Annotated in this window: 13 protein-coding genes; 7 read left to right on the top strand and 6 right to left on the bottom strand. The window is 55.3% G+C overall.

Going from position 1 to position 18,773, the window contains the following annotated elements; all coding sequences use genetic code 11:
- Positions 1 to 12 precede the first annotated feature (12 nt).
- From GTQ55_RS02665 to GTQ55_RS02650, 4 genes are all read right to left on the bottom strand, one after another.
- Positions 13 to 1,671, bottom strand: a complete 1,659-nt coding sequence (locus GTQ55_RS02665) for a hypothetical protein (RefSeq protein ID WP_161857345.1) — start codon at positions 1,669 to 1,671, stop codon at positions 13 to 15.
- A 566-nt stretch (positions 1,672 to 2,237) separates the two neighbouring features.
- Positions 2,238 to 2,654 (bottom strand): VOC family protein, encoded by a 417-nt coding sequence (locus GTQ55_RS02660; RefSeq protein ID WP_161857344.1) that lies wholly within the window; start codon positions 2,652 to 2,654, stop codon positions 2,238 to 2,240.
- Between the two features lie 99 nt (positions 2,655 to 2,753).
- Positions 2,754 to 3,806: a J domain-containing protein gene (locus GTQ55_RS02655; RefSeq protein WP_161857343.1), complete on the bottom strand. Its 1,053-nt coding sequence runs from the start codon at positions 3,804 to 3,806 to the stop codon at positions 2,754 to 2,756.
- A complete protein-coding gene (locus tag GTQ55_RS02650) occupies positions 3,803 to 5,491 on the bottom strand; it encodes a molecular chaperone HscC (protein WP_161857342.1) in 1,689 nt (562 codons plus the stop codon). Before GTQ55_RS02650 ends, GTQ55_RS02655 begins: the two co-directional genes overlap by 4 nt.
- Before the next feature lie 454 nt (positions 5,492 to 5,945).
- Between GTQ55_RS02650 and GTQ55_RS02645 the strand changes: the two genes are divergently transcribed.
- The 3 genes from GTQ55_RS02645 to GTQ55_RS02635 all read left to right on the top strand — a co-directional run bounded on the left by GTQ55_RS02645 (position 5,946) and on the right by GTQ55_RS02635 (position 9,433).
- Positions 5,946 to 7,157 carry a DUF3667 domain-containing protein gene (locus GTQ55_RS02645; RefSeq protein WP_161857341.1) on the top strand — a complete coding sequence of 404 codons (1,212 nt, stop codon included), beginning with the start codon at positions 5,946 to 5,948 and terminating at the stop codon, positions 7,155 to 7,157.
- A gap of 195 nt (positions 7,158 to 7,352) precedes the next feature.
- A complete protein-coding gene (locus GTQ55_RS02640; RefSeq protein WP_161857340.1) occupies positions 7,353 to 8,957 on the top strand; it encodes an ABC-F family ATPase in 1,605 nt (534 codons plus the stop codon).
- 266 nt (positions 8,958 to 9,223) lie between these two features.
- Positions 9,224 to 9,433 (top strand): cold-shock protein, encoded by a 210-nt coding sequence (locus GTQ55_RS02635; protein WP_161857339.1) that lies wholly within the window; start codon positions 9,224 to 9,226, stop codon positions 9,431 to 9,433.
- Positions 9,434 to 9,504: 71 nt separating this feature from the next.
- On the opposite strand, the gene GTQ55_RS02630 is transcribed toward GTQ55_RS02635, so the two are convergent.
- Entirely contained in the window at positions 9,505 to 11,349 is a 1,845-nt protein-coding gene (locus tag GTQ55_RS02630) for an ABC transporter transmembrane domain-containing protein (RefSeq protein ID WP_161857338.1), read from the bottom strand.
- A gap of 318 nt (positions 11,350 to 11,667) precedes the next feature.
- Here GTQ55_RS02630 and GTQ55_RS02625 point away from each other — a divergent pair, with 318 nt between their 5' ends.
- The 3 genes from GTQ55_RS02625 (at position 11,668) to GTQ55_RS02615 (ending at position 13,988) form a co-directional block, all read left to right on the top strand.
- A complete protein-coding gene (locus GTQ55_RS02625) occupies positions 11,668 to 12,081 on the top strand; it encodes a DUF3574 domain-containing protein (RefSeq protein ID WP_161857337.1) in 414 nt (137 codons plus the stop codon).
- Between the two features lie 212 nt (positions 12,082 to 12,293).
- The gene (locus GTQ55_RS02620; protein WP_161857336.1) at positions 12,294 to 13,217 is read left to right on the top strand and encodes a transglutaminase domain-containing protein; all 924 of its coding nucleotides are present in this window, start codon (positions 12,294 to 12,296) and stop codon (positions 13,215 to 13,217) included.
- Positions 13,218 to 13,610: 393 nt separating this feature from the next.
- A complete protein-coding gene (locus tag GTQ55_RS02615; protein WP_161857335.1) occupies positions 13,611 to 13,988 on the top strand; it encodes a RidA family protein in 378 nt (125 codons plus the stop codon).
- A gap of 59 nt (positions 13,989 to 14,047) precedes the next feature.
- Here GTQ55_RS02615 and GTQ55_RS02610 read toward each other — a convergent pair whose 3' ends face one another.
- On the bottom strand, positions 14,048 to 16,252 hold the full coding sequence (locus tag GTQ55_RS02610) for a transporter substrate-binding domain-containing protein (RefSeq protein ID WP_161857334.1): 2,205 nt from the start codon (positions 16,250 to 16,252) through the stop codon (positions 14,048 to 14,050).
- 273 nt (positions 16,253 to 16,525) lie between these two features.
- Here GTQ55_RS02610 and GTQ55_RS02605 point away from each other — a divergent pair, with 273 nt between their 5' ends.
- A complete protein-coding gene (locus tag GTQ55_RS02605) occupies positions 16,526 to 18,763 on the top strand; it encodes a serine hydrolase domain-containing protein (protein ID WP_161857333.1) in 2,238 nt (745 codons plus the stop codon).
- The last annotated feature ends 10 nt before the right edge of the window (positions 18,764 to 18,773 follow it).

The raw sequence follows: 18,773 nt of genomic DNA, 5'->3' as shown, positions 1-18,773 counted from the left end.
GTAACGTCCTCCTTATTCCACAGGTTCTGTAGCGCACAGTCGATTGAGGTCGACGATGGTTTCCAGACGGTCCTCAAGCTTCGCTTCGGCGATGGCGGTCTGAACAATCCGCTCGCGCTCGTTGGCCAGCGTTTCCTTGTTCGCGGCAGCGCGCTGAATACTCATGGCATATTCATCCAGTGCATCCGCTTGCCCAAGCAACGCTTCCACAATGACACTATCGGTGCGCATGGTGATACGCGAATCATTCAACAATACCCCGTCAACCGGGTTGCTGGCCTCCTCCTGACGAAGCGGGCCGGACTTGAATCGGTAGTAACTTGTCGATGTTGGAACAGGGAACTCACCATCCTCATCGAGCGTAGCCGGGGTAATCTCGATTCGTGTGCCGTGATCGACAAGGTTCACCCGCTCAAGTGTTGGCACCATCACGTCTTCGCTGTCGGCAATAAAACCGGCAATCTTGAGAATGGCGCGCGCTGTCTGCGGAATTTTGCTATTGACAACAAACTCGTCAAGGAAACCGAGGAGCCCCGAGATCGGCACTTCCCGCCACGAATCGCGGCGGCCATTGGTAAAGGCTACGCGTACGTCTTTCAGGTGCAGCTTGGTGATGTATTCCTGATTGAGCTCGCGAAAAACGAAATTGAGTACTCGCCGCATGTTCGCATTACTGATGGTCCGCTCGATAATGGTCTCCGAGCCGGACTCCTCTTCACGTTCGGAACTGCTGGTAACAGACATTTCACGCTTGCTTGACGACTCTGCCGCATGCTCCTTCACGGATTCTGCAGCCTGTTTGGCAAATTGCTCACGGCCACTGGAGTATTCGCCACTGCCTCCACCGGACACACTGGCACTGCCAAAGCCCCAGCTGGCAGAGACCTCCGCTTCCACATGCCACTCTTCAGTCTTGGATTTCGTCTGCTTGTCGGTGGTCTCATTCTGGATCTTGTCCGCAAAGCGCTCGCGAGCGGACTGTTCATGGGAGTCGATGATACTGGAGGACTCCTGCCGGCTCTCCTTCGTACTCTGCCAGGTACGCATTGAAATTCGCGTGGTTTCTCCCGGGAGCAGGGTAAACGTCTTCACCGTCTTGCCCATGCCGTAGTCACCGAGGAAGGAGCTGATGCCATACCGCTCCACCAGGAATATTTTTGGCCTCTCACTCGATTCCACGGGGTGGGGCGTATACGTCAGGTTTCCTGCCCAGCCAACGGTTGGCACCATTACCACACCAGAAAGAATACTCTCCTTGAAGATGTTTGGATCGATCGCCTCATTTAACGCGGCGATGGTCTTCATCTGCGGACTGGCGGTGGTGCGTGATTTGTTGTCTTCGATAACCGCCCGCTCTGGCTTTATGTTCTCAGGAAGCCGGGTCACCCGCGTGCTGATACGGTGGATACTGTCGCTGAGAAAATTCTTTACTTTAGCGTCGTTCGGCAGCAGCTTGTCCTTCACTTTCGGGTCAACGCCAAGAGAATCCTTATAAGACGTGCCAGCCGATTTTGCCAGCGATGTGAAGTCGTTGGCGTTGAGCCCTAAATCCAACTCCATAATCCGCCGGCCAGTATGCGCGCCAGGCAGGGGTACCTGGTAGTTTATTTTTGCGGGCTGCCCCGCCTCACTGAATTGAATTGCCTTGGGCTCATCTACATGGTCAGTCATCACTAAATTCCTTTTATATGCGGGCATTCATCACAAAAACTGGCAAAAAATCCACAGGCACTGCCAGATTTATTTTTTATTTTCAGAAATTGAAATAGAAACCCCACAAAGAAAACCCGAAGTATTGTGGATTTCGCTTTGCAAGCTCGGCGAGAATATCAGCGTAGAATTTTAATTAATAGCGGAAATAAAATGCTAAATACGACAGAAACCAAATGCCCAGAGAAATCTACCGAACGGCATTTCGCAACTTATTGAAATAAAAAAGGAAAGCTATAACACCACATTGATGACATGGCGATTACGGACCATTACGCCCAATTACAAACTTCTGCGCGTGCAATTTATTCTCTAATTAGCTCTAACCAACAAGTTATTGATTTTATTTTAGGCACAGGAAAACCTGTGCGACTAACCGATGAAGTTTATCAATACATATATGCGAATTCCGTCATGGAAATAGCGGAACACGTTAAGCCGCCCAAGCGGTTTAAACAGAAAGGCGTTTAACTGTCGAAATGCGACCCCACCCGCATTTGACGCCAAAGAAGGGAGCGGCGATATACCTACTTGAACATCAGTTCGGGGTTCACCATTGACTTCATCTCCAGGACGTTACCGTTCGGATCCTTGATGAAGAATGTCTCCTGCTCGTACTCATCGCCCACAAAGCGGCGGTAGGGTTTGTCCAGGTATTCCAGGCCCGCGGCATCGATACGCGCCTTGAGCGCCTGAAATTCATCATCAGGTAAATGTGCGCCAAAATGTGGTACGGCCACTGCGCCCATATCCACATCGTGACGTACATTGGGCAATTGCTCTTCACTCTGGTGGAGCGTGAGCTCATTCCCCCAGAAGTCGATGTCCACCCAGCGCCCGGCTTCGCTGTTGCCGGTCTTGCACCCGAGGACGTCGCAATAGAAGGTTTTGGCGGTTTCCAGGTCTCCAGCGGGAACCGCGAGGTGCATACAGTTGGATTTCATCTGATCTCCCAGAAGCCGTTTTCAGGAAGCGCGACGAGCGCTGGTATAGCGGTGCACGATACCGCCGCACGCACCCGAAAGTTTAGCTGGATTAGCCCGTCATGATTTTTTGTTGGATTCATCAAGAAACGCTGTCACAAATTTAATTGCGGCGATAATCGCAAACACGTAGATGAATGAGCCTTTGCCGGTGTGTACCAGTGCCGCGAACCCCAACAAGACAAATACCGCCACAACGCCAAAAATAGAAAACTTCAGCAAGGCGAACCAAAAACCCGGCTCCGGCGCCGGGGTGTATGCGTGGCCCCGCCCACCAACTAATTTTCCGCCTTTTAACCCGTCATTTACTACTGGCTGCCCTGCGCCCAGTCGGTTTGGCATTCTCAGGGCATTCCACTCCTGCTCGGTAAGCTGGTGGTAATCCTCAACGCTAGCCCTACTGAAATCCAGATATTGATCCAGGCAGTACATCGCGGTCACCCCGACCGGCGCTTGCGATGCGGCATTCCTTGAGAGGTTATACTGGGCAATCTTACGCAGCACATCCCCTGTCAGTTGATAGCGAAACTGGCTGTCCAGAAGGTAAGAGCAATTTGCGAGAAAATCCCAATGCCTGGCGTTAGCGACATCAGACGAGTTTAAGATGTCATCCAGTGTGGCAAGTGCCTGGTCCAGCGCGCGCCTGTGCTCGTCACTGAGACCCGCCCGGTAGGCATCTGTGTCTGGTGAATATAACTTCTCAATGCGAAAACCCTGGTCAGGCGTCTCTCCACGGGTGATCCTGAAGTCGTCAACTTCAACGATCATCTCGCTTTCTTTCATATTTTCGATTGCATCGTTTATGCGTTCGAATGTCTCACGCGTCATGCCTGGCGGCAATAGCTCTTCTGGAACCTCTTCAAGGGAGCCAGAATTTCCCCCTTTGGAAGGGGCTTCGGCTTGAGATATTCCAGGTTCATCACCGGATTGTATATTCCCAACTCGCGGGTGCAGCAGTCTTGCCAACGCTTCCTGATAGGCGTCGTGAATCGCTTGAAATTGCTGGGGATTTTCGTCCGGGCGAAACTTCTTGATCAGGCGGGCGTATGCCTTGCGGATTTCCGGGCGATCGCTGTTTTCGGGAATTTCCAGAGTGCTCCAGCAGGTCGTCACAGCCACTCCTCCATATCAAATTGCTCTAGCTTTTCCTGGAACGCCTTGCGCGCTTTAGCGATTTCAATATCGTTCTGGCGGTCGAGCACCGCCTCAAATTGCGTCATCAACTGACTGATCATATCCCTTTCTTCGCCAAGCGATGATTCATAAAGGCGCTCACCTTTCGCAAGAAGTGAACGATTTATTTCGGCGTCGCGCGGGTGAAACTTGAGCTTGCACAGACGATCCAGAGATTTTTTTATATCCTCTTCTGTCAGGCAGGCAGGTGAATTTTTTATCACCTTGTTGTACTTTTTGCCGTTGCTAATCACAGTAACATCCACATCCAGAATGCCATTCATGTCATAGCTGAAGCGGACATCGATAGCCTCTTTCATCGCTTTATTACGGGGCACCGGAATATTCAGACTGCCTAGAAATACGTTTTTTGACGTTTGTCGATTTTCACCCTGGAAAACTCTCACCCGGATTTCAGCCTGGCCATCTTCAACCGTTGAAAACCTCTCAACCCGACTTACCGGCACCGTCGCATTGCGCTCGATAATCGGTGAATAAACCGGGAAGAACTGCCCGTCGGCCATTCCAACAGAGTCAATTCCGAGTGTAAACGGACATACGTCTGTAAGTACGAGATCGTCCAACGCGGCATCTTTGTCAGCCAGACCAGCCTGTACTGCGCCGCCACGTACCACGGCGAAATCCGGATCAATGGAGCACGCCGGCAGGCGTCGGAAAAGTTTGCCTACGGACGAGCGCACGGCAGCGAGCTTGGTGGAACCACCCACCAGAACTACTTCATCAATTTCCCGGGCAGGAATTCCGGCATCACGGAGCGCGTTTTCAATCGGGCGCTGAAGCCGCACCAGAAGCGGAGTGACTACTTTCGTAAACCATTCTGTATCTACGGTAATTTCCTGCGGCTTGCCCGCAGCAAGGTAACTCACTTTCTGCGCCGGCCCAGAAATTCGGCGTTTCACCGTTTCCATTTTCATTTGTAACTGGTGAAGTTCTACTGCAGAAAGCTCTGATTTTCGGCATTCTGCTCGGCTTAAGGCAGCCTCGACCATTGCATCGACAAAGTCCTCTCCGCCAAGAAAATTATCGCCTGATGAAGAATGCACTTGCATTACCCCTTCGAAGAACTCCAGCACCGTAACATCCAGCGTGCCGCCGCCGAGGTCGACAATAATAAAGGTCCCCTCTTTCTTTTCATGCAGTCCGTAGGCCATCGCTGCGGCGGTAGGCTCATTGACCAAACGATCGACTTTGAGACCCGCAAGTTCACCCGCCTTTTTGGTGGCGAAGCGCTGGTTATCATTAAAGTACGCCGGCACGCTGACAATCGCCTGCTCGACCGGATATCCGAGAAAGGCCTCTGCGTCTTCTTTTAGTGATTTGATTACCAGCGACGACAGCTCAACCGCCGTGAACTCTTGTCGAGCTACCTGTACGCGGTGGCTGGTTCCCATCAATCGCTTGAATACAGCAACCGTCTGGCTGGGGTGGGTAATCAGGCGCTCCTTGGCCGCGCGACCAACAAGTATCTCTCCCCGCTCGTCTACGCCAACCACGGAAGGGGTAAGCAGGTCTCCAAGTCGATTGGGAATTGAAACGGCTTCGCCGTCTCGCCAGATGGCGCAGGCGCTGTTGGTGGTACCAAGGTCAATGGCAAGAATGGTCATAGTGCCTCCGAATTTTTATGCTTATGCAGGAGTATCGGCACCGCAAACTTCCTACAGTAGGAACTCTACAAACTAGTATCTATTTCTCAGCGGTGAAGGCGAGTACGTAAAAATCTGACGCTGATTACTTCAACTTCTAACCTTTCGCTGATTTTTTCGCCGCAAGGCGCCAATTCTGGCCTTCATCAACCTCGGGCACATTCACGCTCACGGCCTGCGCCAAGACGGGCCGCAATAGCTAGCAAGTTCCGGTGCCGCAGCCATAGCTACAGGTACCGCGCACAACAGAGGCCGGGGACGGTATTTTTTCCCGCTCTTTCCCCTTATTATTCTTTCTGCGAACATTGACGCCAAAGTACTGGCGAAACCATTTCCGCTGCTTGCTCCGATATGTACAACGAAGTGACGGAAGGTATTTTCTGATCAGGCTGTGCCGCTTAATCCCGAGTAAGTCATGAGTGATACTGAAACCCTTCCTCAACAGGAATTAGCAACCCCCGGGCCACTGGCAGCCGGCGATGAAACGTCAGGCTCTGTGAATATTGACGTTCCAAGTGCCGCTGCGTGCGGCAATTGTGGAGCGCCACTGCTGGGCCCACACTGCTATGCCTGCGGCCAGCCCGAGAAAAGCCTTGTGCGCCAGTTTCCCGAGCTGATAGGGGATTTTTTCAGTACGGTGTTCGGGCTGGATTCGCGCATTGCGCGAACCTTCGGCCCGCTGCTACTGAACCCGGGGTTCCTCTCCAATGAGTACCTTGCCGGACGGCGCGTGCGCTATGTGAGCCCGGTACGCCTGTTTGTGTTCCTGTGTCTGACCGCTTTTTTCGCCGCCAACCTTAGCAGCGACTGGGAGGGCGGCCTGTCCATCAACAGCTCCACCGCCGCTGAGGCAATGGCCGGCCTTGACCTGGACCAGATGGAAAACACCATCGAAACGGCTGCCAGTGTGGAAGAGGTTTTGCGCTTGCGTGACTTAGCGCTGGAAGAAATTGCCGATGTCCGGCGAGAAAGCGACGATGTTTCCGGCCTTCCCGAATTAACGGATGGCCTGGAGAATGTCATACGCGGGCACGCAAGCCGGCGTATAGCACAGCTGAACCCTGCAGCCGCAGAGCGCCTGACCGAAGAGGATCCCGTGAACATCCAGCTGCCTCAGCTTGAGGCGGCGCCGTCTGCGCTGAACGCCTGGCTTGAACGCCAGGGCACGCGACTGACAATGAATATCGCCCGTATCCAGCAAGACCCGAACCTGCTCAAGGATGCGCTGTTTGGGGCCATTCCCACCGCCCTGTTCATCATGCTGCCCATCTTCGCGCTGTGCCTGAGCCTGCTGTATGCGTTCAGCCGCCGCCTGTATATGGAGCACCTGATCGTCGCACTCCATAGCCACGCTTTTCTGTCACTCACGCTGCTGCTGTCGGTTTTGCTGATTGATCTGCGCGCCTGGCTCACCGGGCCGGATACCTTGCCGCACACGCTGTTCAATCTGGCACTGCTGGTACTGGCGTTCTGGGTGCCCGCCTACCTCCTGTTGATGCAAAAGCGTGTGTACCGGCAGAGCTGGCCCGTGACCACACTGAAGTATTCGGTTCTCGGCGTGGCCTACATGATCATGCTCGGTATCGCCACCACCATCGCGGGACTGGTGAGCGTGGCCAGCTTCTGAGCGTGGCAAGCTTCCAAAGGGGAAGCCCGGGACCGCAGGCCGCAGCGGCCCGAAACTGGTCACTTATCACACAGTTTTCTCGACACTACGGCGCCACCACCGTATAGTGCGCAGCCCCGCCGCACGTCACCCTGCGGCGGACCTCATCGATGATTCTCATCCATCCGCCCACTGCAAGTCTCCGGGAATACGCTCTTGATCACCACCGCAAACATCACCATGCAGTTTGGTGCCCAGCCGCTGTTTGAAAACATCTCTGCCAAGTTCGGCAACGGCAACCGCTATGGCCTGATTGGCGCCAATGGCTGCGGCAAGTCCACCTTCATGAAGATCCTGAGTGGCGCACTGGCCCCGTCTGCAGGCAATGTCTCGATCGAGCCCGGGTGCACCGTGGGTGTGCTCAGCCAGGATCAGTTTGCGTTCGAAGAGTACTCGGTAGTCGATACAGTCATCATGGGCGATACCCGCCTGTGGAAAATCAAGCAGGAACGTGACCGCATCTACTCGCTCCCCGAAATGAGCGAGGAAGAAGGCATGCGTGTGGCAGACCTCGAGGTGCAGTTTGCCGAACTGGACGGTTACAGCGCGGAGAGCCGTGCGGGCGAGATCCTGCTGGAGGCAGGCATCGAGGAGTCCCTGCATTTCGGTTCCATGAAGCAGGTCGCGCCTGGCTGGAAAGTACGGGTGCTACTGGCGCAGGCGCTGTTTGCGGATCCCGATATCCTGTTGCTGGACGAACCCACCAACAACCTGGATATCCACACCATCCACTGGCTGGCAGAGGTGCTGAACCAGCGCCGCTCCACCATGATCATCATTTCTCACGACCGCCACTTCCTCAATTCCGTTTGTACCCACATGGCGGATATCGATTACGGTGAGCTGCGCATCTTCCCGGGTAACTATGAGGACTTTGTCGCGGCTTCCACCCTGATCCAGGATCAGCTGCACGCAGAGAACGCAAAGAAGTCCGCAGAGCTGGAAGAGCTACAGTCGTTCGTAAACCGCTTCTCGGCCAACGCCTCCAAGGCGAAGCAGGCCAGCTCGCGGGCGAAGAAGATGGAGAAGATCAAGCTGGACGAAGTGAAACCCTCCAGCCGGGTAAAACCCTACATCACCTTCCAGCAGAGCAAGAAGCTGCACCGACAGGCGCTGATCCTGGAGCAGCTGGCCCACGGCTTTGATGAGCCGCTGTTTGCCGGTGGTGAAATGATTCTGGAAGCTGGCGCGCGCCTCGCGGTAATCGGCGAGAACGGGGTAGGGAAGACCACCTTGCTGCGCTGCCTGGTGGACGAGCTGCAGGCTAATAATGGCGTGGTGAAATGGTCCGAGAACGCGGCTATCGGCTACTGCCCCCAGGACAGCAGCGCCGACTTCGACAACGACCTGACCATTTTTGAGTGGATGTCACAGTGGCGCACGCCCAAACACGACGACCTGGCGGTCCGCGGCATGCTCGGCCGCCTGCTGTTTACCGCGGACGACGCCAACAAGAAGGCCCGCGTGTGCTCTGGTGGCGAGAAGAACCGCCTGCTGTTCGGCAAACTGATGATGATGGACACCAATGTGCTGGTCATGGACGAGCCCACCAACCACCTGGATATGGAGTCCATCGAGGCGCTGAACAAGGCGCTGTCCCAGTATGAGGGCACACTGATCTTCGTCAGCCATGACCGTCAGTTCGTGTCCTCTCTGGCCACGCGCGTGCTCGAGATCAAAGACAACCAGCTGGTCGACTTCCAGGGCACCTACGATGAGTACCTGACCGACCGGGCACGCGAGGAAGCCCGCGCAGCCTGAGTCCGCGGACCTGGCACAGATCGCCTCTAACTGGCGCGATTTGTGCCCAGGCAAATTTTATTGAACAATTACTGAACAAATAGTAGACACCGCCCTCACTTATCTATAGAGTGGATACCTGCTAGAAAGAAAGCCCACGTTTACAATCTACATTTCGCTGTATTATTCGTAACACCTCGTCCTGCAGTTTTTAAGTCACGGCTTGTTTTCAAGGCAATACATCGCCCTCCGAAGGCACAACTCCGTAACAATCTCAGGATTTTATTATGTCCAATACAGTAACTGGCACCGTAAAGTGGTTCGACGAATCTAAAGGCTTTGGTTTTATTGAGCAGCAGTCCGGCCCGGACGTATTTGCACACTTCAGTGCAATCGCCAGCACCGGCTTCCGCACTCTGACCGAAGGCCAGGCCGTTGAGTTCACCGTAACTCAGGGCGCTAAAGGCCCTCAGGCTGAAAACATCGTAGTGGTTTAATCCCCTGCTGATGTAAAAACGGGCCCTTCGGGGCCCGTTTTTGTTTGTGCTGTATTTGTCTGCTCGCCCCTCTACTCCCCATCTGGCATCCGCCTTTCTGAATCCTGAAACTGTAGCTCCGCAAGCCGCTTGTACAGCGGTGAGATATCGACAAGCTCCCGGTGGCTGCCCTGCGCTACCAGAGCCCCCCGCTCCAACACCGCAATACTGTCTGCGTGCAGGATGGTCGCCAGCCGATGCGCGATGATAATGGTGGTGCGGTTCTTCATTAGTGTCTGCAGCGCCTGCTGGACGTGATACTCGCTCTCCGCATCCAGCGCACTGGTGGCCTCATCCAGCAGGAGGATTTTCGGGTCTTTCAGGATCGCACGGGCAATCGCGATGCGCTGCTTCTGCCCCCCGGAGAGTCGCGTGCCCTGCTCGCCCAGGTGACTGTTGTACCCCTCCGGCAATTGCTCGATAAATTCGTCGGCATGGGCAGCCCTGGCGGCGGCAATCACTTCTTCATCACTTGCGTCCGGTTTGCCGTAGCGGATGTTGTACCAGACATCGGCAGTGAACAGGGCTGGCTGCTGCGGAACCACCGCGATGTATTTGCGGAGGGCGCCGGTGTCCATTTCCCGAATATCCACGCCGTCCAGGGTAATGCGTCCGCCGAGCGGATCGTAAAACCGCTGCAGTAATTCCAGCAGGGTGGACTTGCCCGCGCCCGAAGGGCCCACCAGCGCCAGGCTCTTGCCTGCTGGTACGTCCAGGTCCAGGTGATGAATCGCGGGGTGATCGGGCCGGGTTGGGTAACTGAAATCCACCCCGTCGAACACCACATGTCCGCCAGCGTCGCTGAACGGCCGATCCGCTTCGCCCATACCGGTACTGGCGGGAATCTGTGACTCCACGTGCAGGAGGTCCATCAGGCGTTCGGTGGCGCCGGTGGCCCGCTGCAGCTCGCCGTATACTTCGGAGATGGTTGCCACCGCGGAGCCCATCATCACCGCATAGAACACAAAGGCCGCCAGGTCCCCGCTACTCATACGCCCGGCGATCATATCGTTGCCACCCACCCACAACAGGCCGCTCACGGCACCAAACATCAGCAGTATCACCACTGCGATCAGCAGGGAGCGCTGGCGTATGCGCCGCTTGGCGACATCAAAAGCAATTTCCACTTCTGCGGCAAACGCCCGCATCTCATCCCTTTCACGGGTGTAACTCTGTACGGTTTTGATGTGCTGGATGATTTCTCCCGCATAACTGCCCACGTCCGCAATGGAATCCTGGCTGGCCTTCGAGAGTTTTCTGACCCGGCGGCCGTACAGCACGATCGGCAGCAGCACCAGCGGTACGCCAATCAAAACAATCAGGCTCAGCTTCAGGTTGGTGAACAGTAACAAAATCAATGCACCCACAAACATCAGCGAACTGCGCAGGGCCATGGAAAAGGAAGTGCCGATGATATGTTGCAGCAGTGTGGTGTCGGTGGTGAGGCGGGACATGATCTCGCCGCTGCGGTTGGTCTCGAAATAGCTCGGGTGGAGGGTAACGATATGATCGAACACCGCCTTGCGCAGATCTGCGACCACGCGCTCGCCGAGCCAGGAAACCAGATAGTGGCGCGCATAGGTACCGAGCGCCATCAGCCCGGCCAGTACCAGCAGGACGAGGACGGCATGGGCAAGGGCCTCACTGGAATCCCCGGTAAGCCCCTGATCCACGAGCAGGCGCACGCCCTGGCCAATGGCAAGGGTGATGCCCGCAGTGAACACAAGTGCCACGCCCGCGCCGAAAAGCACCTTCTTGTAAGGCCGCATAAATTGCCAGAGGGAGATCATCATCTCCCGCGCACTCATGTTCGCGGCGTTATTTTCCGAAGGCGTGCCGTTATGCGGGCTACCGAGTGGGGGAGTGTTTTTCGACATAAACTTCTACTTGTATACAGGGCCAGCAAGTATACGGGGTAGCAGGGTCGGTCTCGCAACCGGCATCCACACGAACCAGCTACGGCCGCCCTACGCCAATTTATTAGAATGGGTACGTAGTTTCTGCAAAGCGAGAAGTAATAGGCGCCACTCTATGCTTGAGACAGGAAATTACCTCACGAACTTCCCTCATTGGCAGCAATCGGACAGCCCCAGATGCATTTGAGACACAGGTTCCTACCGTTAAGCCTAACAATGAAAACAGTTTTGACCGGAATAAACCCTGCCGATAGCACCCCACATATTCGGCTGCCTGGATTGAAAGTATTGGCCGCCATGTTGATGCTTCCGGTGCTCGCGGCTTGCAGTAGCCAGCCCGCGCAGCGCTGCCGGCCGGGGGAAACCCTGCAATTCCACGACCTGCTGTATTTCGGTACTGCGACGATCGACAGCGCGCGCCCGGCGGTAACCGAAGCGGAGTGGACCCGGTTTCTCGACGAGGTACTTACACAACACTTTCCAGAAGGGCTAACCGTGCTGCAGGCGACCGGACAATGGAGATCCGGGTCCGGCACTATTATGCGCGAGGGAAGCTACGTCCTGTCTCTGGTTCACCCCGGCAACTCAAATGCTGAGGAGTCCATCACTGCGGTGATCCAAGCGTATAAAGCTGCGTTCGACCAGAAGGCCGTTTTACGGGTGAGGAACCCGGCCTGCGTAGCCTTCCGCTGATCCCCTGCTCCGCCAATAGCCCGGCCTCGCCCGGGAAGGCCCCTCCTCCTGTCCAGCCAGCGATTCCTCTCACCGCAGACACTTCTTCAGGCCGCAGCACGTGATTTCCTTTGCGGCTCAACTCACCCGAGTTTTCAGCACATTCATCGACAACCTGAATCTATAGCAAAATTTATATGCGTCCATATCCCCACAAACAGGAGGATAATCCGATGCGGTGGATGGTGATATGGATAACGGTACTTCAGCTCGGCTGTGCAGGCAGCCAGTTGCCGGAGACACCCGAGAGGCTGGACAGAGAAACTCAGGCGCTGCTGAACAAGGTGTTCGCCCAGGACCTTACCGATACCACTCAGGCGGTGACGGCAAGTCCCGAGCCCTCAAGCGGGGATGGTCCACGCGCGCAGCAGTTACTGGCACTGAGCCCGGAAATGAAGGAGTTTGTCGAATCCATCGATCCATCACTCGCTCCCGCCCAGCGCTTTCGACGGATACTGCGCACATTGCGACAAGAGCGCTTTGAACTGGAATACGACCTGGACAGAACCACGACCGCTGCGGAAGCATTTGCCTTGAGACGCGGGAACTGTATTTCTTTCGCCGCTCTGGTTGTCGCACTGGCGCGAGAGGTAGGCATGGAAGCGCACTTCAATCAGGTACATGCACCGATGGAACGCCGCGCCACATCCGGCGGCGATGGCCGGCAACTGGTGCAGGATATCCTGCATATCAATGCGGAAGTGACGTTTGGCTGGACCACGCGCGTGATTGAATTCAACTTCGAGCCGCGCTTCAACTATCGCCATCAGCAACTTACCGATGCAACCGTGCAGGCACTCTACCTGAATAATCGCGCACTGGAAGTAGCCAGGGAAAAACGGCATGAAGAGGCCCTGTCCATGCTCAAGGAGGCTCTGCTGCTAACGCCGAATGCCAGTCTACTTTGGAACAGCCTCGGCTATATCCACCGACAAGGCGGTAACCTGGAACTGGCGCAGCTGAGTTACGACCAGGCACTGGAACTCGACAGCAATAACTCGGCCGCACGGCGCAATTTACGCAATGTATACCGGCTACAGAGCCTGCGTGCACTTTCCCAGTCGGAGTTGCCGACGGATAGCAATCGCGGCTCATGAGGCAGCGATACCGTGGTCAATATGAACACCCTAATTGAGCGACTGATCAGTAAACACGGGCACGATGATCACCTCCTGTGACTCCGCTCGAATGGTCACCTTTAAACGGCTCCAAGCGCTCCCGCAAAAGGGCACTACAGGCAGATACAGCCCGTATTAATCACCTTCATAGAATCATCTCAGTTACTATAAAATCGTGTCAGAGTGGGTTTTAGATGACTTTCAGAGGTTGCCCGATTACCAGCGAGCAGCCCCTGAAAAGGCTTCGGTCGGACCGCTATGTGAATGGCCCAGCCTGTGGCATTATCCCGCGCCCAATATTCCGAGATTCCACGTTCCGGCCGAGCTCGGCCAGGAAGTTCCTGTGGCATCTCGTTCTCAAGGAGACACTTTGTGAGCAGAAAACTGATTTCCAGCGGATCGGAATTTGAAAGCAAGATCGGCTATTCACGTGCAGTAGTTGATGGAGACCATGTATTCGTTTCCGGCACCACTGGCTTCAACTATGCGACCAACAGCATCAGTGACGATGTGGCCGAGCAGGCAGAGCAGTGCTTTGTAAACATCGAACAGGCGCTGCAGGAGGCCGGTAGTGGCATCGACAAGATCGCGCGGGTGACTTACATACTGCCCAATCGCGATGACTTCAAACCCTGCTGGCCGGTATTTCAGAAGTGGCTGGGAGAGATCCGCCCGGCGGCGACAGTGTTTGAAGCACGCCTGCTGGACGATGCCATGAAGATTGAGATTCAGGTAACGGCCCGAGTCTGAGTCAGGTCACGGGCACGATCGGCAGCCAATGCGCGCCGGCCGCGCCCATAATCGGGCCTTCACTGCTGCTCTGACATTTGTTCATTACGGGCCACGGAGAGGTATCCAAAATAGCGATCGCGAATCTCCCGCACATAGTTCACCGGCTCCCGCCCCCGCACGTAACCAAACCGTGCTTTTTTGTAATACTGTGGCTTGGCCAGTAACAACATCGCGTCTTCGACGTTGTTAAACCAGCGATTCGGATCCTTGCCCATTTGCTCTGCCAGCACCCGTGCGTCCCGCACATGGCCGTGACCCGCATTGTAAGCGGCGAGGGTGAAATATATCTTCTGGTCGAAGGGAAGGGTCTTGGGAAAACGCTCTTCCAGCCAGCCCATGTATTCGACACCCGCACGAATACCGTTTTCCGGCTGATACAGCCCTGATATGCCCATCTGGCGCGCGGTGCGCGGCATCACCTGCATCAGGCCGCGGGCCCCGGCAAACGACTTCGCCTTGGGGTTAAAGCGACTTTCCTGATACATCTGCGACACCACCATCCTCCAGTCCCTGCCGGCAGGCACAGCGTGTTTACGTACAATGGGATCATAGGGAGAAAGGGCGCTGGTATCGCGTAAGCGTTCGCGCTGCTTTTTCTTGAGGCGCTTTTCTTCGCGGAAATATTTGTTGTAGGTGACGTTAAAAAACAGCCCGCGGTAATACTTGTTCAGGAAGTCATTCAGCTCCTTCAGCAATACCGGCTGATCCCCGCGCACGGCCCAGGCAATATCACGCTCGCCGGAAATATCCCCGACCACCGCAAAGTCATCCCGGTAGGTCTGCTCAATCTCCACCAGGTGGGAGTCTGCAACGGTGTAGTCATAGCGCCCTGCGGCCACGGCATCGATCAATTGCTCGGTGGTGGCACCGCCAACCGGCAACACATCGACGGAGGATTCAGCGGCATCAGCCAGTGCCACCAGGCTGGTGTAATAACTGCTAAGGGGATTGACCGCGACTGACTGCCCCTGCAGCCGCTGCGCTACAGGTACCGCCGAAACCGTCTCCGGCATATTGTCCGCCGCCGTAACAAGCTGTTCGGTCACCTGCATATACGGGCGGGTAAATACCAGCCCCTGCGCCTTCCGGGATTCGGTGACAGTAAGGGAGGCAGCAATCAGGTCGCCGTGGCCAGCCGCGAGGGCATCGGCCAGGTCTACATCCGGGCCGGGCACCACCATGCTCAAGCGCAGGCCATGGTCACGAGCAAAACGTTGCAGCAGATCGTAATCAAACCCCATCAACTCGCCGCGCCACATAAAGTACGAGGCCGGGTGATTGCGGGTAAGTACGCGCAGGGTGCGCGTTTCCTGGATCTGCTCCCAGTCACGCAGTGCACTCGCTCGGCGTCGAGCGGCAATCAGGTGCTCTTCGGTAAAATACTCGTTCAGCGCCCGCTCAAGTTTTTTGCTGTCCCTTCGCACCGCCCACGCGATAGCCCGGCGACTGTCTCGCAGGTCCTCGGCCCGCAGCTTCGGGTAGTCTGGGAGCAGGACCTCGGCGAGATTGCTGTCGATGACCGTTGCATCAAACTCGCCCTTGGTGACACCGTCGAGCAGTTCATCCTGGGTAACCGGGCCCTCGAGATAGCGGGGATGAAAGCTGCGCGATTCTGTGGATTGTTGCTTCAGGGTTTGGGCAAACGCACTGCCTTTTCTTAGCACCACGTCAAGCGAGCCATCGCTTGCATCCAGGTCGCGGCGGGTAATCAGTTGTTCCTGAACATATTCCAGAGGACGCGTAAACGCCACCTGCATCGCCCGCTCCTGCGTACGCGAGAAGTTGACCGCAATAAGGTCACCCCGGCCCTCAATCAAAGCCGGAATCAGCTGGGCAAAATTATCGACATACACCCACTGTGGCTCGAGCCCCCGTTTATGGGCAAACTTCTCCGCAAGTGCACGCCATTCTCCGGTAGGTAGTCCATCGCGAGGCAGTGCCTCTTCTTCCAACCCGCGTGGGGCCAGCAGTCGCAGGGTCCCGCGCTCGCCAATCGCGTCCAGGTCGCCGCACTCGATATAGTTTTCAAATTCAGGCGGGGCGTCCTCAGCCACCACGTCTTCAGAGCCGGTTTCCGTGACCGTCTCGAGCGTATCCGCGGGTTCCTGTGCCGCACGCTCACCGCCACAGGCGACGAGCAGCGTGAATATCAGTGCGCTGCAGGCCCGCAATACCACCATACCAATCAGTTGCTTCCTTTCCGTGCCCGGCAAACCAGCCATAGCGTTTACACCTCAATTTGTCAGTGTTCGTGTGATTAATGTCTCACAAACTGTGATGCATTTCGACTTTGTATGTTTATTGATCACCCGGCATCCAGATCAACGCTCTGGACCTATTCCCTATCGGGAGCTGGCGCTATTCATGTACATGGCTTTCGGCGAACCTGATTTTACGTTTCCGGGATTACCCTTCCGGCTGCGAGCGAACGGGCTGCCTGCGATTGCTGTACATGCCATGCCCAACCTATAACCGACCCCAAATGTGCAACAACCATGAAAAATATTCGACGCCTTTCAATGGTGGCTTTCCTCAGTGCGTGCGCAGTACCTACCCTGCAGGCAGCCCCACTTCTCGACGAAAATTTTCAGGACGGGAACATCGCCGGCTGGAGTACAACTGGCAACGTGTATACCAACTCATACTATGGCAACTATTCCATCGGTTTAGGTGGCGCCTATGCGCGAGCAACGTATACGTTGTCTACAGCAGGCTATATCAACGTAAATATTGCGTTGGATATTTCCGCCTATTCACTCGAGTATGGGGAGCGCTGTATCGCCGAAGTATCCAACGACGGTGGTAGCTCCTGGGTGAACGCTATTACCCTGTACAACGGGCAGGATAACAGCGCGCTTTATTCCGTCAGCAGTGTTGCAATCGATGCAGACAATAAAAGTCAGCTGATGATCCGGTATCGTAATGCCGTGAATAATTACAATGACTACTGTTACGGTGACAACATATTGGTTACCGGAGATGCGGATTCCAGTGGTGGTGGTAGCAGCGGTGGTAGCAGCGGTGGAAACGATGATTACTACGATGAGCTGAACGGTTCCGGCAATGTCTCTCGCAGCCTTTTAAGCTACGCTACCCTGATGAGCGGCAGTGATCCCGGTAGCAGGGTAAACCTTTCCGCTTATGCTGTACCGGAAAATGCTGCCCATCCCGACCATGCCCTGGCGGGAAAAATCAGACTCTCAGGAGAGGCTACCGGCGGCAGCTTTTCGGAAGTGAAAGATACGTATAATTACACGGGCAGCGCCGACGACACTCGCAAACATCTCCCTGAATTTGATTTTGGCTTCATCCAGACTGGTAGCCATATTTTCCCCCTACAACGCGGCTCCATCGCCAGTGCACACCCCGATTGGGAGTATGTCCTTACGCCGGGCCGTGTATGGCAGGAGAACAGTGACAATGGCTATAGTCGAGCGGCAATCCCGTTCGCCCTGCAACAGCGAAACGCCAACTGTATGCACAATGGTGTGATGACATTCCTGTTCAAAGAAGATGGTTCGGTTTCAAAGGTGGCGTACCAGATTAGTAGTGAAACCTGTCTGTATTTCAAGGCAGACTGGTGGGGCCTCCTCAGCGCGACCTATACGCCGGAATCCATTCCAAACCAGAGCCAGTTGATTCAGGGTTACCAGGCGGAAATTGCTGCGCGCATACCGACAAAGCCCCTGTCTGACCTCAGCACCGATTACCCTGGCACCGACCCCTCCGTGTTTGAAGCCCCAAACAGTACTGACCCCAGTCACGTTTCCACTGCCGGCTTTGTTTATGCTGGTGTGCACTACCGCGGTGAATGCGTAACCCGCTACGGAAACTACCCGTATTGCAGCTCCATGGTGGTACCGTCCTACTCTACCGCCAAGTCCTTGTTTGCCGGCGTAGCGATGATGCGGCTGGAAAAGTTATATCCGGGAGTGCGCAACACCTATGTTTCGAATCATGTTCCCGCATGTAACAGCAACGGCAACTGGTTCGACGTTACCCTGAATAATCTGCTGGATATGGCCACTGGCAATTACGGCAGTGCGGTGTATATGGAGGACGAGGGCGCTACCCACACAGACGGCCTGTTTTTGTCAGACAATCACAACAACAAGATAAATTACAGCTGCTCCCAGTACACACGCAAAGCCACGCCCGGCGGTCAGTGGGTATATCACACTTCGGACACCTATATCGCCGGCACCCACATGAATGACTACCTGAAAACCCAGCAAGGGAGCAGTGCGGATATCTTCGCAGAGACCATTGTTTCCGACCTGTGGCAACCGATTGGCGTGAGCCCTACCGGGCAGTATACGCGCCGCACGTATGATGCCATGGAGCAGCCTTTTGCGGGATGGGGGTTAATGTGGTTACCGGATGATGTGGCAAAGATTACGCGCTTTATCAACATCGAGGATGGTGAAATCAACGGCCAGGAAATGCTCGACAACTTGCAACTTGATGCCGCTCTCCAGCGTAATACTTCCGACACGGGTACCGTGCCGCTCACTGACTATCGCTATAACAACGGCTTCTGGGCGCACAACGTGGCCGGAAACCTGAGTGGGTGCAGTGGAGACCAGTGGATCCCGTTCCTCTCCGGCTTTGGCGGTATCACCATAGTGCTTCTGCCAAATGACAGTATTTATTACTACTTCAGTGATAACGACACCTACTTCTGGTTGGAAGCAGTGCAAGAGGCACACCAGATCCAGAGCGCCTGCCAGTAAGACCCGACCT

The sequence above is a fragment of the Microbulbifer hydrolyticus genome, assembly GCF_009931115.1.
In the GTDB taxonomy this organism is placed as follows: domain Bacteria; phylum Pseudomonadota; class Gammaproteobacteria; order Pseudomonadales; family Cellvibrionaceae; genus Microbulbifer; species Microbulbifer hydrolyticus.
This window is presented reverse-complemented; position numbering and strand designations above follow the sequence as displayed.

Excerpts from the sequence above, each read along its gene's own strand:
- GTQ55_RS02665 (WP_161857345.1), bottom strand. The coding sequence starts at position 1,671 with ATGACTGACCATGTAGATGAGCCCAAGGCAATTCAATTCAGTGAGGCG.
- GTQ55_RS02660 (WP_161857344.1), bottom strand. The coding sequence starts at position 2,654 with ATGAAATCCAACTGTATGCACCTCGCGGTTCCCGCTGGAGACCTGGAA.
- GTQ55_RS02650 (WP_161857342.1), bottom strand. The coding sequence starts at position 5,491 with ATGACCATTCTTGCCATTGACCTTGGTACCACCAACAGCGCCTGCGCC.
- GTQ55_RS02645 (WP_161857341.1), top strand. The coding sequence starts at position 5,946 with ATGAGTGATACTGAAACCCTTCCTCAACAGGAATTAGCAACCCCCGGG.
- GTQ55_RS02635 (WP_161857339.1), top strand. The coding sequence starts at position 9,224 with ATGTCCAATACAGTAACTGGCACCGTAAAGTGGTTCGACGAATCTAAA.
- GTQ55_RS02630 (WP_161857338.1), bottom strand. The coding sequence starts at position 11,349 with ATGTCGAAAAACACTCCCCCACTCGGTAGCCCGCATAACGGCACGCCT.
- GTQ55_RS02620 (WP_161857336.1), top strand. The coding sequence starts at position 12,294 with ATGCGGTGGATGGTGATATGGATAACGGTACTTCAGCTCGGCTGTGCA.
- GTQ55_RS02610 (WP_161857334.1), bottom strand. The coding sequence starts at position 16,252 with ATGGCTGGTTTGCCGGGCACGGAAAGGAAGCAACTGATTGGTATGGTG.
- GTQ55_RS02605 (WP_161857333.1), top strand. The coding sequence starts at position 16,526 with ATGAAAAATATTCGACGCCTTTCAATGGTGGCTTTCCTCAGTGCGTGC.